We start from the raw sequence: 16365 nt of genomic DNA on the forward strand, positions 1-16365 counted from the left end.
AATTAACTGTTGTGTTTTTTAGCAATAGCTCTAGAGACCAATAAAATTCCCATTAAAACAATCACACAAAGGCTTGCAATAATTGCGATTAAAGCCCCACCACTCTCATCTTCCATGATATGGCTACTAAAATCTAAAATGGTAATATTAAAACCAATTACAACAACTCCTAAAAAGATGATCGTGTAAATTAAATACTTTGTCATTTAAATAAACTCTGAATGTTTGCGGCAAAAAGTTTAACGGCGATTGCCAATAAAATAACGCCAAATATTTTACGGATAACACTAATACCCTGGGATCCTAAAACCCTTTCAATTTTTCCGGAGGATTTTAAAACTATATATACAAAGATAATATTGATTATGATAGCGACAATAATATTTATTGTTTCATATTCGGCCCTTAACGACAAAAGTGACGTCATTGTCCCTGCTCCCGCCACTAAAGGAAAGGCTAAAGGTACGATTGATGCAGATTCTATAGAATCGTCTTTATAAAGACTAATCCCCAAAATCATTTCTAAAGCAAGAAAAAACAGAATAAAAGCACCGGCAACAGCAAAAGAATTTACATCGATCCCAATAAGATTAAGAATCTCTTTTCCTAAAAACAAAAAAGCAATCATTAGCAGTCCCGCCACTATAGAAGCTTTCTCGCTTTGTATATGTCCTACCTTTTTACGCAAATCCAAAACTATTGGGATACTGCCAATAATATCGATAACCGCGAATAATACCATGCCCGCAGTAAACACTTGTCTGAGATCGAACAATTTAAACATATTTCAAAATTTTTTGCAAAAGTAATTTTTCATAACAAATTAAGCCATTTTGGAACGTAAATCTTTACTAAATAATGAGCCGCTTTTCTTTATAAAATCAATCATAAAATTATCTTTGCCATATGTTTCAGTTAGGTAAAACCATAGTATCAGAAGAAATTCTTAAAAAAGAATTTGTTTGTAATATAAGTGCATGTAAAGGCGCTTGTTGTGTAGACGGAGACGCAGGAGCTCCTGTAGAAGAGTATGAGAAAGAAATATTGGATAGAATTTATCCAAAAGTAAAACCCTTTCTTAGACAAAAAGGTATAGATGCCATCGAAGAACAAGGCACTTACATCACAACAGATTTTGATGAGATAGAAACTCCGCTTATCGATGGTGCAGACTGCGCCTATGTAACTTTTGATGATAAAGGAACCGCTTTATGCGGCATAGAACAGGCATACAATCAAGGAGAAATCGATTGGAAAAAACCAGTTTCCTGCCATCTTTACCCAGTTAGAGTTCAACAATATTCAGAATTTGCTGCGGTAAATTATCACCAATGGCATATTTGCGATGATGCCTGTAGCTTAGGAGAAGAACTTGGGGTGCCCATCTATAAATTTACCAAAGAAGCGCTTATTAGAAAATTTGGCGAAGACTGGTATATGGAATTAGAAAAAGTAGCCGAAAACCTATAATCTGGGCGTTGCCTTCGGCCGGGCTTTCGCTACTCGCTTTTCAAGATTTACCAATCTTGCAAGAGCTCAAACAAACCGCTCTATCCCTAACGCAAAACCAAAATCATGAACTGGGAACAACTATTATCACTAAAACGATCTGGAGATACCAACAAACGCTTACGTAAAGAGCAGGACGAAACCCGCTTAGGATTCGAAGTAGATTACGACCGTATTATTTTCTCTTCAGCTTTTAGAAGTTTACAAGATAAAACACAGGTAATCCCACTTTCCAAAACAGATTTTGTACATACGCGCTTAACCCATAGTTTAGAGGTTTCTGTAGTTGGCCGCTCTCTAGGGCGCCTTACCGGCAAGAAAATCTTAGAAAAGCATCCACATTTAAGCAATATTCATGGTTACCAGATGAATGATTTTGGTGCTATCGTAGCTGCTGCGGCTTTAGCCCACGATATCGGGAATCCGCCTTTTGGACATTCCGGAGAAAAAGCAATAGGAGAATATTTTTTAAACGGAAACGGAAAAAGATTTAAATCACAACTTAGCGAGAAAGAATATCAAGATCTTATTAAGTTTGAAGGAAATGCAAACGGATTTAAAATTCTAACTCAGGATCGACCCGGCACTCCCGGCGGATTAAGAATTAGCTATGCGACGCTTGGAGCTTTTATAAAATACCCAAAAGAATCACTACCACACAAACCAACCGCTAACATTGCAGATAAAAAGTTTGGTTTCTTCCAGAGTGAAAAAGAAACAATGCTAGATGTGGCAGAAGAGCTTGGCTTAACCAAAACCGGCAAAGAAGGGAATATCAGTTTTTCACGCCATCCATTAGCGTTTTTGGTAGAAGCAGCAGACGATATTTGTTATACTATCATAGATTTTGAAGACGGTATAAACCTTGGTCTTATCGACGAAGATTATGCGTTGGAGTATCTTATTAAATTGGTTAAAGACACAATTTCGACACCAAAATATAATTCTTTACAAAATACGGCAGATCGCCTTAGCTATTTAAGATCTTTGGCTATAAATACTTTGATAAGAGAAGCTGCAGAAATATTCCTGGAAAATGAAGATCAAATTCTTGCGGGTGAATTTCATCAGTCATTATTCGATAGAAGCAAGTACGAAGCACAGATTAAAGACATCATTAAAATAAGCGTCGAAAAGATATACCAAAGCGAAGAAGTAATCAACAAAGAAATCGCAGGCTATAAAATGCTAGAAACTTTATTGGATACCTATACTAAAGCTTTTTTACCTGAAACAGAAGACCCAGATTCTAATTTTAATGATTTAGTGTTACGATCTTTACCAAAATTAAAACATTTGCAGTCTGAGACTTCGGTATTTGAAAAGCTAATTCAGATATGTTCTTATACCGCATCGCTAACCGATGGTTTTACGGTTTCTTCTTTTAAAAGATACCAAGGTTCAGGTTTTTAATTTCAAATTAAAATCACACTTAAAAGACATAGGTAAAACCAATTCCCAAAAGCTGTTTCCACTGCACTCTTGGTCCTAAAGTTTCTAATTCACCATCATCATTGGTGTCTTCCTTATATTTTACATCGTCATCATAAAGGATATGAGATCCTATATTGGCTTTAATAAAATCGTTTACTTTCATATCAAAATTTAGTTGCCAATCGATATCTATATTCCCGAAGTTATTTAAATAATCTGAATATAAGCTTATTTGCGTATTCATATTCACATTAGGAAAGACCTGTGTTTTGTAATCACTGGTTACCAAAAACCCAAATTCAGATCGCACTTTTTTGCCTTCTTTGATAAGATTATCATCGTCATCATATTCTGCTCCTTCTACACCATAAGCACCTTCATTAGCCAATCTTTGATCTAATACAAATGTAGATTTTTCGGTTACCGGCGAGATATAAGCATTAAAATTTTCATCGGGATGAGAAAACTGTGTACCCACACCAATTAAAAGATAACCAGGCGCCATGAATTTGGATATTGCTGCATCTTTATTAGGATATTTATATCCATTTGCAAACTGTGTCCTAAAATCTATATTGCCAGAATAATACCAATTAGAAACAGAATCTGCGCGATATCCAAAAGTAGTTTTAAAGTGAATTTGATCATCAGTCTTTCTTAGCTCCTGCCCTTGCTGCGAGTTAAGACCATATCGTAAAGAAAGATAATTCTTCCAGCTGGTGAGTTTCCTTTTAAAATTGCGTTCAAACTCACCATGAAACAAGGATGATATAGAATTATTTCCACCTGCGTTCCAGTTCACAAAAGCAACTTCATTTAAATTCACTCCAACGGCATTCTTTTCAGACCAGTAAATTACAACCTTCTCCACATCTGCAGAATCTTGCGGCGTTTTTGTGGTGTCTTGCGCCGTTTGATTTTGTGCATATACTGGAAAAGTAAATGAACCAAAAAAGAATGAAATACTAATTAAACTAAGGATTAATCGGGCTTTCATTAAGTGTTTTAGATTATTCGGATTCGCTAAATTAAAAATTAAAACAAAGATTTTATCACTTGTACTATAGTTTTAACGTCTATTCCAGAGATTTCTTGTAATTCATCAATTTTTCCATGCTCTATAAAGGAATCGGGAACACCTAAACATTTTATTTTTCGGGAATAGTTATTCGTTGCTGAAAATTCTAAAACACCACTTCCAAAACCGCCTTTCACTACTCCGTCTTCAACCGTAATTATAGTTGTATACTTGCTGAAAATATGATGAAGCAATTCTTCATCTAAAGGTTTTATAAACCTCATATTGTATAATCCTATTGGCTTTTCTATTTCCTTTAAAGCAGCTTTTGCGTTTTTGATAATTGCTCCTATACAAAGGATGGCAACGTCTTCACCTTCGCTTTCACAAACTCCTTTTCCTATTTCCAAAGTTTGAAATGGTACCCGCCAGTTCTTTACCACGCCTCTACCTCTGGGGTAACGTATGGCAATTGGATTCGATAATCCCAGTTGAGCGGTGTACAATAATTGCCTTAGCTCGATCTCGTTTGCCGGTGCTGCTACAATCATATTCGGGATAGCCCTTAAAAATGAAATATCAAACAAACCGTGATGTGTAGCCCCATCTTCTCCTACCAAGCCGGCACGATCCAAACAAAATATAACAGGTAACTTTTGCAACGCAACATCGTGAATTAATTGATCGTAAGCCCTTTGTAAAAAAGTTGAATAGATATTACAAAAAACTATAGCGCCTTGTGTTGCCATTCCTGCTGCGAGCGTCACGGCATGTTGCTCTGCAATACCTACATCGAATGCTCTTTCAGGAAATGCATCCATCATATATTTTAAAGAGCTACCGGTAGGCATAGCAGGCGTAATTCCTATAATTTTTTGATTTTGTTTGGCTAACTCTACCAAAGTTAAGCCAAAAACATCCTGATATTTTAATGGTAATCCTTCAACATTAGCAGAAAGTAATTCTCCTGTATCTGGCTTAAATTTTCCCGGCGCGTGATATTTTACCTGGTCTTCTTCTGCTTTTTTTAAGCCTTTACCTTTCTTAGTGATAACATGAAGAAATTTGGGACCCGCCGTATTTTTAAGTTCTTCAAGAATAGCCACTAAAGCTGTAATATCGTGCCCATCAACCGGTCCAAAATAATTGAAATTAAGCGCTTCAATCATATTCCCTTTCTGGGGCTTATATCCAACTTTGGCTTTGGATAGATATTCTTTTAACGCTCCAACGCTAGGATCGATTCCTATGGCATTATCGTTTAAGATTACCAGCAAATTAGCATCGGTTACCCCGGCATGATTTAAACCTTCAAAAGACATTCCGCTAGCGATCGACGCATCACCAATTACTGCTATATGATGCTTTTCTAAATTTCCATTTAATTTTGAAGCCAATGCCATTCCCAAAGCTGCAGAAATGGATGTAGAAGAATGCCCAACACCAAAAGTATCATAAACACTTTCTTCTCTTTTTGGAAAACCACTAAGACCGTTTAATTGACGATTGGTGTGAAAATTATCTCGTCTTCCTGTTAAAATCTTATGACCATAAGCCTGATGCCCAACATCCCAAACCAACATATCATTAGGCGTATCAAAAACAAAATGCAACGCGATCGTTAACTCTACCACGCCAAGACTAGCACCAAGATGTCCCTCTTTAGCGGCAACAATTTCTATTATAAACTGCCGTAACTCCTGTGCAAGCAGTTTTAATTCCTCTTTAGATAAATGCCTAAGATCTGATGGACCTTGTATTGTATTTAAAATTGTATACGCCATAATCGTCACAAATTTAGCTTTATCCTGAAACTAAATTGAATAATTATAACTTCGTTTTTTATCTTGCTGAAAAATACTGCCGTGCTCACACCATACGATGATAACTATTTTATGAAAAAAGCCTTTGAAGAGGCTGAAATTGCTTTTGAAAAAGGTGAAATTCCTGTAGGAGTAGTTGTCGTTATAAAAAATAAGATAATTGCCAGAGGCCATAATCTTACTGAAACTTTAAATGATGTTACCGCTCATGCCGAAATGCAATCTATTACAGCAGCCGCTAGCTTTTTAGGTGGCAAATATCTAAGAAATTGCACCATGTATGTTACTTTAGAACCCTGCCAAATGTGTGCAGGTGCTTTATATTGGAGCCAGCTTTCTAAACTGGTTTTTGGCGCAAAAGACACCCATCGAGGTTATCAAAAATACGGAGTTCAATTACATCCAAAAACTAAGGTTATACAGGGAATAATGGAAGAAGAATGCGGACAATTATTGAAAAAATTCTTTGTTGAAAAACGCAATCTTAACTAGGCTCTACCTTACATAGCGTATTTTTTAAGAAAACTTTTTAGCTTACAGAACTCAAAATGTTATAGATAGTTAAAAATTAGTATCGTCTGCGATTTTTTTTGAAATTTCACACGCTAATTAGAGCGCAATCACGTCTTCAAAAACTACAGATTTATATATGGTAAAAGAATATATACTACAGCATTCCTATTTCAATTTGAACAAATTTTCACTTCTTTTTCTGCTAATATTAGGCACGGGAATTAATCATTCTTATGCTCAAAATTCAGAAAGAAAAGTTTCCCAAACATTTTATTTAACAGGCAATACTGGTGTCGACGAAAGTAACTACACCGCACAGGTACTTTCAGCAATTAATAAAATGTCTCAACAAGATGAAAAAGCAACTTTTGTCGCTTTAGGAAATATTACTCCTAAAACCGGTTTTCCCCCTAATAAAAAAGACAGAGCTAAAGTAAAAGAGCTTTTACGGAAAAACCTGATGGAACCAATGGAAAATTTTAACGGGCGAATAATTTATACCCCCGGTAAAAATGAATGGAATAAAAATGGTCATGAAAATATTGACGACATGGAGTCGTTCTTACAGGATAACAGTAAAGCTGAATTTTGGCCAAATGACGGTTGTGTTCGCGAAATTGAAGATCTGGATACCGAGAATATCGAACTTTTAATGGTAGATTCTCAATGGTTCTTAGAGGATTGGGATGAACACCTGTACATTAATAATAAATGTGAGTTAAAAACTCGCGACGAATTCTTTACCAAGTTTAAAGACGACCTTAAAGACGAACAGAACAAAACCGTAATTGTTGCTATTCACCATCCTATTTTAAGTAATACAAGGCTCAACTTTTTTGAAAAAACTGGAGGTTTTAAAAAAGAAGATTATTACAGCCAGCAGCGCAAACAATTAAGAGGTACGATAGAAACACTGGCAAGTATGTTCCCAGATGTGATTTTTGTTTCAGGGAGTGACCAAAACCTTCAATTTTTATCTGATGATGGCATCCCACAAATCATAAGCGGAACCGGAGGAAAGAAAACAAAAAAGGCTAAAGCTGATGAGGATGACGGGCAATTTGCTTCTAGTGATCATGGTTTTGCCAGACTTACCGTTTATGACGATAGAAGTTCTGAAGTTGAATTTTATTCAGTTGAAGGTGGAGCTACTAAAAAATTATTCAGCAAAGTCATTAAGCGCCAACAAACTACTTTAGACGAGGTATCTTACCATGATTTAAGCGACTACCCTTCTACCATAGAATCTTCTATTTACACCGAGGATGAAACTAAAAAAAGTGGTTTTTATAAATTCTTTTGGGGAGAACACTACCGTGATGTGTATAGTAAAGATATTAATGCTAAAGTTTTAAGATTAGATACATTGCCCGGTAATCCTGTAGCGATTTCTGAAGGTGGTGGCCACCAATCTAGATCCATCAGAATTAAAGATGATAACGAACACGAATTTACGTTAAGGGAACTACGTAAAAGCGCTGTAAGATTTATCCAATCTGCGATTAAAAATCATTACGTAGAGGATTATATGCAAAATACTGTGGCCGAAGATTTGGTACAGGATTTTTATACTACCGCACATCCTTACGCACCATTCGCATTAAACTCGATGTTTGATACGTTAAACATTTATAATGCTGAACCAGAAATTTACTATCTGCCCAAACAAAAGAACCTAAATATTTTTAATAAAGAATATGGTGATAAGCTTTACATGCTAGAAGTTCATGCAGGTGATGAAAACAAGGATAACAAAAAATTTGGAAGCCCAGATGATATTGTGTCTACTACAGATTTGTTACTCGACATGAAAGATTCTAAAGAATACCAAATCGACCAAGATCAATTCCTAAAAGCACGTTTAGTAGATATGCTAATTGGTGACTGGGATCGTCATTTTGATCAATGGCGTTTTTCAGAATTCGAGCAGGAAGATGGTACTAAACTTTATGAGCCTATTCGCCGTGATCGCGACCAGGCATTTCCACGCTACGATGGCCCTCTAATTAAATTATTCAGTTTGGCTATTGTAGATTTCAGAAAAATGCAGGATTACGAAAAAGGGGTGAAAAATGTAAAATGGCTTAATTTTGATGGTTATCCTTTAGACCAGGCATTTATAAAAACACTTAGCTGGGAAGATTGGGAAAAACAGGTTAGATATATACAAAATCAACTTACCGACCAGGTAATCGAAGATTCTTTTAAAATCCTTCCTAAAGAAGTACAAGATGAATCTATAGACAAGATCATCGCGGCTACAAAAGAGCGAAGAGACAATCTTATGAGTCCGGCTAGACGATATTTTGAATTTCTTAATCGCTTCCAGGTAGTTACAGGAACCGAGGAGAAAGACAACTTTCTAATTACAAGAAAACCAGATGGTAAAACAACAATTTCTATTGAAAGTGAAGATGAAGTTGTTTTTGAGCATACTTACGATAAAAAAATCACTAAAGAGATTTGGTTGTATGGTTTAGATAGCAAAGATGATTTTAAGATTGTAGGTGATGGAGATCATTATATCAAATTAAAAATTATAGGTGGTGAAAATAACGACACTTATGATTTTGAAAATACCCGTAATGCTAAGCTTTACGATTACAAGAATAAAAAGAATACCGTAAAAGGCAACAGCAATAAATGGTTGGTAGACGATTATGATATCAATAATTACAGTCCTGAAAAAAGAAAATACAGCACAAATGTTATATTACCAAGTGTAGGATGGGATCCAGATGCAGGTTTTAAAGTTGGAGTTAGAGACACATACACCACGTATGGCCTTGCAAATAATCCATTCGAATCTCAACATCAGTTTGAAGGGGCTTTTTATGCTGCAACTTCTGGATTCGAATTTAATTACACGGGGGAGTTTGCGCATATCTTCCATAACTGGAATTTTGGTATCGAAGCCGGAATTACCAGTCCAAATTACGCGATAAACTATTTTGGAACTGGCAATGAAACAAGTTATGATAATGATGCTGTTGACAGAGATTATAACCGAATAGGAATCGCACAATGGAATTTCGCCCCGTCTTTAATTTATAGAAATGGATCTGGGCTTAACTTTAAGATCAAGCCATTGATAGAGTCTCATGAAGTAGATTACAAAGAAAACGAGGCAACCGGTGAATTTTTCAATGCTGATAATGATGTTTTTGAGAACCAGATTTACGCTGGTGGAGAAGTTTCTTTTCAATATAAGAACAAAGGAAATGAGCTTTCTTTTATAAGAAGAGGTCTTCAATTTGACGTTGCCACCGGTTACAAAACAAATATCGACGAGTTCAATAATGAATTTATTTACTTAAAGCCATCTTTATCTATAGATTATCCTTTACATTCTAGTGGATTGGCTGTACTAGCTACCAAAATAGGAAGTAATATGATTTTTGGTGACAACTACGAATTTTATCACGCTGCAACTTTAGGTGGTAATCATAGTTTAAGAGGTTTTAGAAACGAAAGATTTAACGGAAAAACTTCTTTATATCAAAGCACCGATTTAAGAGTGGGGATAACTAAATTTAGAACTAATTTTGTTCCGATAAGAATGGGATTCACTCTAGGCTTTGATTATGGTCGCGTTTGGGAAGATGACGATAATTCTGAAAAATGGCATAACGATTTTGGAGGTTCTATATTTATTAATGGATTTAATGCTTTATCTGGTAATTTAGGACTTTATCACAGTGAAGATGGAAATAGAGTGATGTTTACACTAGGATTCAATTTCTAAAAATACTAAATAAATGAATGTAAATAAACCGGTATTTAGTTATATCGAATTTTACGAATGGACAGTTCAACTGGTAAATAACAAGCAAACTTCAGGTGAAAAACAAACCGAAAATTTGGTGAAATTTACCGAGCTTAATGCAAGCCGAATGAAACGGCTTAATAAAACAAAATTAATTCCTGAATTAGAGAATCTCGTTACCGGGCTTAAGAAAAAGCAAGTTTGGTATGTTATTACTGAAGCCTGGTGTGGCGATAGCGCGCAAAATTTACCGATAATTGGCGAAATAGCTTCCGCAGGAAATAAAATAGATCTTAGAGTAATTCTTAGGGATAAGAACCCAGAGTTTATGGATAAATATCTTACTAATGGAAGTAAGTCTATTCCTAAGCTTGTTGCTTTTTCTGAAGAAGGTGTAGAATTGTTTACTTGGGGACCAAGACCTGAACCCGCCCAGCAATTAGTACTGGATTGGAAAGAAAATCCTAATGGAAGAGATTTTGAAGACTTCGAAAGAGAGCTTCATACCTGGTATGCAAAAGATAAAACACATACACTACAAAACGAATTCTTTGAGATACTGAGTTCTTTAAAATATTAAAAAAAAGACGCCTGAAATTGGTTAATTTCAGGCGTTATTTTTTATCACCTCTGCAAGTTCATCTATATTCTTAAAGCTTAAATCAGCAGGCTTTGCCAAGGGATATTCTTTCTTACCATCTCTCTCTATAAAAGCCGTTTTTAAACCTGTTTTTGCAGCTCCTGCAATATCCCATCCATGTGCTGCGACCATTAAAGTCTCTTGCGGTAAAAGATGATGATCATTCAGTACTTTTTGATAAGTAATCGGATGGGGTTTAAACTTTCCTACAACATCTACCGAATAAACTGCATCAAAATAGTTATCAATTTCAGCGAAACTTAATTGTGCATCCAGAGCTTCTCTGGTACCATTGGTAAGCGCAATTAATTTTAGATTCTGGTCCTTCAATTTCTGAAGTCCAATTGAAACATCTTTATAAGCAGGTAATTTACTCACCAAACTTAATGTTGAATTTATTTGATATTCAGTAGTATTTTTTCCGAAGAAATCTGCCGTCATTTTAAAAACAGCTTTTGCAATTTCAGAAAAATCATTGTGAGTATCGGTTTCGTTTTCTACAAGGGAATAATGCAAAAGTTTATCAAACCAAACCTGAAAGCCGAGAGAATTATCCAACACACGATTTATCTCCTCCCTAAGTTTCTGCATATTCAATAATGTCTCATTTACATCAAAGATTATCGCTTTTAATTTCATAACTGTAATGATATAGAAAAGGTCGATAACCCGCATTATCGACCTTTTATTATTAGTTTTAGTTTTACGCGAAGTTAGAAAGCCATTGAGAGACATGATGTTAATAGGCCGTTATTTCACGGAACTTTAAAATTAGTCCAAACTTTGTAAAAAAGAAAAGGCTGCCAACAAGCGTTGATCAGCCCTTTTCTCACTCTCTCTCACTTAAAATCAATTACAAATATCTGAGTTCTTCAGAATTTGTTTCTGGGCAATCAGAATTGGGAATGATTGTCCAGAAATACATTTTAATTTCTTTTCTTGTTAGCTTTAAGACAAACAGCTGATCCAAAAGTATTGATTGCTTAAATTTTAAATTGTTAATAGCTTGTTATTTCACTTTATTTTAAGCTTTAAGAGATTTCATTAATAATTCCTGCCTACTTCTTTAAATCCAAATTGCTTACCGAAAATTTCTAATTTTTCACCATGAATACCCATAATAAATCATAAAAATGTGGTCACCGTAAATTTAATTAAGTAGTTCATCGTCAAAATGCTGTTTTATAAACTCGAAAATCGAGTAAAAACGAAAGTAGTTTGAAAAATTTCATAAGAATTACTTTTGAAGCTTTTTAAAACAAGAATAGCTCCAAAGCCTAAAAATCGATCATATTTTTTGCAAAAAAGGGAATTTCCTCCTTTAGTAAGTTCTTGTAAAATCCTCAGGAATAAAAAGTATAAAATTACCGGTACTTGCTTTTTCTGGTACAAATTCTAAAGCTTCATCGTCACTTTGTTCTGCACTAATTACCGCGATCTTCAATTCGGGGTTCATTTCTTTTAGATACCAGTAAATTCCGCCATAACTCTTGCTGTGATAATCTCCATTATAATGAATAAAAATCCCGTCTTTAGAAAGTTTGTCCAGGATCTTTTCAGCCATAGTAGCATCTTTAATCGCTTGGGCTTCTACAAATTTCATCGCATCGCCCTGCATACCGTGACCATTCATCATTTTTAGCATTTCAGCATAACCCGGTGTGATGGTATCCACTTTTATAGGAAGTTTTGCAAAGTAAGATTGTGCTTCTTTGGCATAGGTTTTTAAGGTATCCAGTCCATATTTTGAAACTACCGATGCATAACGCCTTGGCACATTGGTTGCCACAAATTGCAGATTATTGGTTTTGGCAAATTCAATTAAAGGTTTATAATCTGTTTTATAATTATTCCATAAACGCATTTCTTCTTCAAAACGATTCTGCGGAATTTTATCCTGAAGGTATTCATCCAGAATTAATTGATTATCGGCTTCAAACATCTCAGCTCCCAAGACCAGATTCGAGTTTTTAGCATATAATTTTTCAGTGAGTTTTTTCTGAAGCCAATGCACCACAGGATGATCATGAAATTCTCCAAAAAGCACTACATCATAATTCGATAAACTATCGCTCATTTTTTGAAAAGAAACCGAATTTCCTTCAGAATCATAAATCGCATACGCCTTTAATTGTTGTGCATTTACCGCAAAAGTCGCGGCTAAAACGAATAAGGTTGTAAAAATTCTTTTCATACTAAAAATTTGAATCTTAAGATAATCATTTATCGCAGTGCCAGCCTTATTTAATCCCGATTATCGGTTAAAAAATCCCTGCCTTTTAAAAGAACAGGGATTAAAATCAAACTAAAATAACACTCCTTAAAGAAGATCGTACCTAATCTGTGGATAACCACGTTCTCCATCAGTATTAAATAACGCGGTAAATTGCAATTTATAGAAATTACCATCTGCATCTTTTACAATATAATACCTATCTGAAAGCGCTCCTTCACTATTAGAACGCCATTCACTTGCGATTAATGCACGATCGTCGTAAACAAACTCATTTTCCTGTACATCGTCTAAAGTAAACTCATCGTAAGATGGTTCATCTGTTGGAACAGGAGCGCCACCTTCTTCTTCAGCAGGCTCTTCAGTAAGCACCATATAAACCCCTACGCCATTCAAAGTATTATGCAACACATAATCGGAATAAGTTATACCGGCAATCATTCCTTTATAATCACCGTAGTAAGAATATACACTGGTATAATTAAGATCCCAATTACCTACTCCAGGCTCAACCTCAACTTCAGTGTCGTTTTCCAAGCTAAAAGCATTAAAATTATAAGCTTCGTCTTTAGTAATTACCACTTCTTTGTGTGTATCTGAACTTAGGGGAGCATATTGCAATACATAATCGTTGTTATTCATAAAAACCTTGATTTTATAAAAACCACGATCTTCACCGGTGTGATTTAAAGAACCATCTTCAGAGGCAGGTGGGATTTCAGCTCCAAGGGAAACCACAAAAACTTCAGCTTCGGCTTCAGTAGTTGCAATATCGCCTATAGCAGTTTTATCTAGATCTCCGGTGCTATCATCAGTAAACGTAATGTTATTTTCTAGATTGCCATACATATGATATCCTACAGGAATTCCTTCTTTTAATTCGCTTAACGTACTTACTGTAACTTCTGTTGGTTGAAATCCTTGATTTAGAAATTTTAAAGTCATAGGCGCGGATAATTCGGTATCGTCATTAACTGCATCGATATCATAAATGCCCTCTAGTTTTGCTGCCGAGACTAAAATCGAAGAGTTTAAAACCACACGATTCTCTGAACTTACAAAACCAAGTTCCCAGCTATCGCGTCGTACTACTGTGGTTTCCTCTGTACTTAGATCGATATATACCTGGTTAGGTTCGTTAGAGCCGCCAGATTCGATATCTAAAACGGCACTTTCTACCGCGGGTATTTCGATAATTCCTCCTCCGTTATCGTCATCGCTGCTACAACTAAACAGTACAAAACTTAGACAAAATAATGGTAGTAAAATGTTCCTTTTCATTGATTTATTGATTAGAATTAAATATTTAGGTTATATAAAAGTTTTAGAAAATACGAGCGGCCATACCCAAACAGTAACGAAGTCTCTGGTGCCTCGTGACCAGGCGTAGCGGTAATTGCCGAGTTATTTACCCGAACTACATTAAAAATATTTCTGGCACCCAGCGTAACTTCAAAACGTTTCTCAAAGAAATATTTATTGATACTGGCATCCATTAACGAGTAATCTTCCTGCGTTCCTTTTACAAATTCGTTGATTTCGTTATCTCTAAAATATTGCTGCAACTCGCCATTGTATTTTAGCAGCAGTGAAAAACGAGTTTCAGCTTTTGGCCAGTAATAACGTAAAGCGGCTGTCGCATTTAAGCTGAATAAATAATCATCTGGACTAGCCAATTCGGTCTCCAGATTTTGTAAAATCCCGGTATAGCTAAGACCAATATTGGTTTGAAAATTTTTATAACTGAAGTTATTTTCAGTAGAAACACCTAAAATTTTATATTCACTGATATTTAGATATTTCATTTGTGAATTATCGCCCACAACCGCCAAATCTATTTTATCCTTAATATCAAAATGGAAGAATTTCAGGTTATTCTGAAGTCGAGATTCGTTATTTAAAACCGAAGTTTTTTCCGCAGAAAATAAATATGAAATTCCATCTTCCGGAGTTAAATCTGGATTACCGCGTACATCGTGATTGGCATCTACGAAATAGTAGTATAAATTGGTAAAGGTTGGTGTTTTATAAGCAGATCCTACTACTGCCTGCAATTTAAAATCTCCTCTTGGTTTAAAGTTGGCACTGGCAGACCAGATAAGTTTGCCATCGTAATTAGAATTGTGATTATAACGAACCCCCGGATGGAGCGACCATTTATTTTTAGTAAAAGAAAGCTGGGAAAACACATCATAATTCCCTAAATCCTTTTCAGCAATATTATCTGAATATGCTCCGCTGGCTACTGCGTCATAACCTTGCTGATAGGTAATTTCGTAACCCGCCGTAAGATTGAGATTGACCGATTTAGCCAATAAATTTTCGAAAGTCCCTTTAGAAAACCAAAAATCACTTTCCTGATTGGTCATTTTTGAAGTTGTACTTCGCTTTTGCTCTTGCCTAAGATCGTAAACATAACTTTCGTAATCCCGTTTTTGAGTTTGATACGAAAGCGAAAGATTATAATCTACCTGATTTAATTTTCCGAATACCTGTGCTTCGTGCCGAAAGCGGTTACTTATAAACTGCTCGTCGTTAGCTGTGATATCATATTCCCCATTCTGTAGTCTTGAATTGATTGCGTGGTTATAGATATCTAGCGTCTCATTATAATAGTTGAATTTGTAGAAAAAATTAAAATCGTTTTTACCATATTTCAGCATTGCATTTAAGGTATGCTGTAGTTTTGGATTCCATTCGTAACCACGGCGACCATCATTATTCACACCATTTCCCGATAAGCCGAAATAATCTTTTCCAAAGTAATTATTCTTAAAGCCTTTAAAATCGTTCCTCGAAAAATTAGCTGAAGTATACCAGTGCTCTGAAATATTATGCGATATATTCAGATTTTGGATATGGCGGCCTTCATCATCAAAATTATATTCTTCACCTACCGTTTCTTCTTGCACACTCGCCCTGATATTCCATTTAGAAGGACTCGATTTTTTGGTGATAATATTAATCACTCCGGCTACAGCATTATCACCATAAAGTACGCCCATCGCACCTTCAACAATTTCTATCCTGGCAATATCTTCAAGATTAATCTGGGTAAGGTCGATATTATTACCATAACCGTTATCACTAACCAACGGCACGTTATCGATTAAAATTTTAACGTAATCTCCAGACAATCCGAACATGCTAACAGTAGAGCGACCATCTGCAGCATTGGGGGTAATGTTAATATTTAATTGCTGATTTAAAATATCGGCCAGATTGTTAGCCCCAACCTGACTGATCTGTTGGGCACTTATCGTATTTACAGAAAATAACTCCGTATTTATACTATTTATGCTTTGCTCGTTTCCAAATAAAAGAACTTCGTCCAACTCGTTTACACTAACCGAATCCCTTTGTGCATAAAGGTTTCCAACGATCAAGCCAAAACAAATAAAACTTGCAATTCTCATTATTTAGATTTAG

The 16365-nt window shown here is 35.4% G+C and carries 13 protein-coding genes; 5 read left to right on the forward strand and 8 right to left on the reverse strand.

Annotation, left to right across the window (positions count from 1 at the left end):
* Positions 1 to 2: 2 nt before the first annotated feature.
* Both PBT89_RS15725 and PBT89_RS15730 read right to left on the reverse strand, forming a co-directional pair.
* Entirely contained in the window at positions 3 to 206 is a 204-nt protein-coding gene (locus PBT89_RS15725) for a hypothetical protein (protein WP_270059972.1), read from the reverse strand.
* Positions 203 to 784 carry a MarC family protein gene (locus PBT89_RS15730; protein WP_270061405.1) on the reverse strand — a complete coding sequence of 194 codons (582 nt, stop codon included), beginning with the start codon at positions 782 to 784 and terminating at the stop codon, positions 203 to 205. Before PBT89_RS15730 ends, PBT89_RS15725 begins: the two co-directional genes overlap by 4 nt.
* A 122-nt stretch (positions 785 to 906) precedes the next feature.
* Between PBT89_RS15730 and PBT89_RS15735 the strand changes: the two genes are divergently transcribed.
* Together PBT89_RS15735 and dgt are read left to right on the forward strand one after the other, a co-directional pair.
* Positions 907 to 1470: a DUF3109 family protein gene (locus PBT89_RS15735; protein ID WP_270059971.1), complete on the forward strand. Its 564-nt coding sequence runs from the start codon at positions 907 to 909 to the stop codon at positions 1468 to 1470.
* 105 nt (positions 1471 to 1575) lie between these two features.
* The gene (gene dgt / locus PBT89_RS15740) at positions 1576 to 2922 is read left to right on the forward strand and encodes a dGTP triphosphohydrolase (RefSeq protein WP_270062663.1); all 1347 of its coding nucleotides are present in this window, start codon (positions 1576 to 1578) and stop codon (positions 2920 to 2922) included.
* Between the two features lie 19 nt (positions 2923 to 2941).
* On the opposite strand, the gene PBT89_RS15745 is transcribed toward dgt, so the two are convergent.
* Together PBT89_RS15745 and PBT89_RS15750 are read right to left on the reverse strand one after the other, a co-directional pair.
* Positions 2942 to 3940, reverse strand: coding sequence for a DUF3078 domain-containing protein (locus tag PBT89_RS15745; RefSeq protein ID WP_270062664.1), 999 nt, complete (start codon positions 3938 to 3940; stop codon positions 2942 to 2944).
* 38 nt (positions 3941 to 3978) lie between these two features.
* Positions 3979 to 5745 (reverse strand): 1-deoxy-D-xylulose-5-phosphate synthase, encoded by a 1767-nt coding sequence (locus tag PBT89_RS15750; protein ID WP_270062665.1) that lies wholly within the window; start codon positions 5743 to 5745, stop codon positions 3979 to 3981.
* Between the two features lie 81 nt (positions 5746 to 5826).
* On the opposite strand from PBT89_RS15750, the gene PBT89_RS15755 reads away from it, so the two are divergent.
* The 3 genes from PBT89_RS15755 (at position 5827) to PBT89_RS15765 (ending at position 10643) form a co-directional block, all read left to right on the forward strand.
* A complete protein-coding gene (locus PBT89_RS15755) occupies positions 5827 to 6276 on the forward strand; it encodes a nucleoside deaminase (RefSeq protein WP_270059967.1) in 450 nt (149 codons plus the stop codon).
* A 157-nt stretch (positions 6277 to 6433) separates the two neighbouring features.
* The gene (locus PBT89_RS15760) at positions 6434 to 10042 is read left to right on the forward strand and encodes a metallophosphatase (protein ID WP_270062666.1); all 3609 of its coding nucleotides are present in this window, start codon (positions 6434 to 6436) and stop codon (positions 10040 to 10042) included.
* A 13-nt stretch (positions 10043 to 10055) separates the two neighbouring features.
* The gene (locus tag PBT89_RS15765; protein ID WP_270062667.1) at positions 10056 to 10643 is read left to right on the forward strand and encodes a thioredoxin family protein; all 588 of its coding nucleotides are present in this window, start codon (positions 10056 to 10058) and stop codon (positions 10641 to 10643) included.
* A gap of 27 nt (positions 10644 to 10670) precedes the next feature.
* Here the strand turns inward: PBT89_RS15765 and PBT89_RS15770 are convergent, their stop codons facing one another.
* The 4 genes from PBT89_RS15770 to PBT89_RS15785 form a co-directional block, all read right to left on the reverse strand.
* A complete protein-coding gene (locus PBT89_RS15770; protein ID WP_270062668.1) occupies positions 10671 to 11378 on the reverse strand; it encodes a haloacid dehalogenase type II in 708 nt (235 codons plus the stop codon).
* 646 nt (positions 11379 to 12024) lie between these two features.
* The gene (locus tag PBT89_RS15775; RefSeq protein WP_270062669.1) at positions 12025 to 12897 is read right to left on the reverse strand and encodes a ChaN family lipoprotein; all 873 of its coding nucleotides are present in this window, start codon (positions 12895 to 12897) and stop codon (positions 12025 to 12027) included.
* A gap of 126 nt (positions 12898 to 13023) precedes the next feature.
* A complete protein-coding gene (locus PBT89_RS15780; RefSeq protein WP_270062670.1) occupies positions 13024 to 14217 on the reverse strand; it encodes an HmuY family protein in 1194 nt (397 codons plus the stop codon).
* 17 nt (positions 14218 to 14234) lie between these two features.
* Positions 14235 to 16352, reverse strand: coding sequence for a TonB-dependent receptor plug domain-containing protein (locus PBT89_RS15785; RefSeq protein ID WP_270062671.1), 2118 nt, complete (start codon positions 16350 to 16352; stop codon positions 14235 to 14237).
* Between the last annotated feature and the right edge of the window lie 13 nt (positions 16353 to 16365).

This window comes from Zunongwangia sp. HRR-M8, assembly GCF_027594405.1.
Taxonomy (GTDB): domain Bacteria; phylum Bacteroidota; class Bacteroidia; order Flavobacteriales; family Flavobacteriaceae; genus Zunongwangia.

Excerpts from the sequence above, each read along its gene's own strand:
- PBT89_RS15775 (WP_270062669.1), bottom strand. The coding sequence starts at position 12,897 with ATGAAAAGAATTTTTACAACCTTATTCGTTTTAGCCGCGACTTTTGCG.
- PBT89_RS15750 (WP_270062665.1), bottom strand. The coding sequence starts at position 5,745 with ATGGCGTATACAATTTTAAATACAATACAAGGTCCATCAGATCTTAGG.
- PBT89_RS15725 (WP_270059972.1), bottom strand. The coding sequence starts at position 206 with ATGACAAAGTATTTAATTTACACGATCATCTTTTTAGGAGTTGTTGTA.
- PBT89_RS15745 (WP_270062664.1), bottom strand. The coding sequence starts at position 3,940 with ATGAAAGCCCGATTAATCCTTAGTTTAATTAGTATTTCATTCTTTTTT.
- PBT89_RS15730 (WP_270061405.1), bottom strand. The coding sequence starts at position 784 with ATGTTTAAATTGTTCGATCTCAGACAAGTGTTTACTGCGGGCATGGTA.
- PBT89_RS15760 (WP_270062666.1), top strand. The coding sequence starts at position 6,434 with ATGGTAAAAGAATATATACTACAGCATTCCTATTTCAATTTGAACAAA.
- PBT89_RS15770 (WP_270062668.1), bottom strand. The coding sequence starts at position 11,378 with ATGCGGGTTATCGACCTTTTCTATATCATTACAGTTATGAAATTAAAA.
- PBT89_RS15780 (WP_270062670.1), bottom strand. The coding sequence starts at position 14,217 with ATGAAAAGGAACATTTTACTACCATTATTTTGTCTAAGTTTTGTACTG.
- dgt (WP_270062663.1), top strand. The coding sequence starts at position 1,576 with ATGAACTGGGAACAACTATTATCACTAAAACGATCTGGAGATACCAAC.
- PBT89_RS15735 (WP_270059971.1), top strand. The coding sequence starts at position 907 with ATGTTTCAGTTAGGTAAAACCATAGTATCAGAAGAAATTCTTAAAAAA.
- PBT89_RS15765 (WP_270062667.1), top strand. The coding sequence starts at position 10,056 with ATGAATGTAAATAAACCGGTATTTAGTTATATCGAATTTTACGAATGG.
- PBT89_RS15785 (WP_270062671.1), bottom strand. The coding sequence starts at position 16,352 with ATGAGAATTGCAAGTTTTATTTGTTTTGGCTTGATCGTTGGAAACCTT.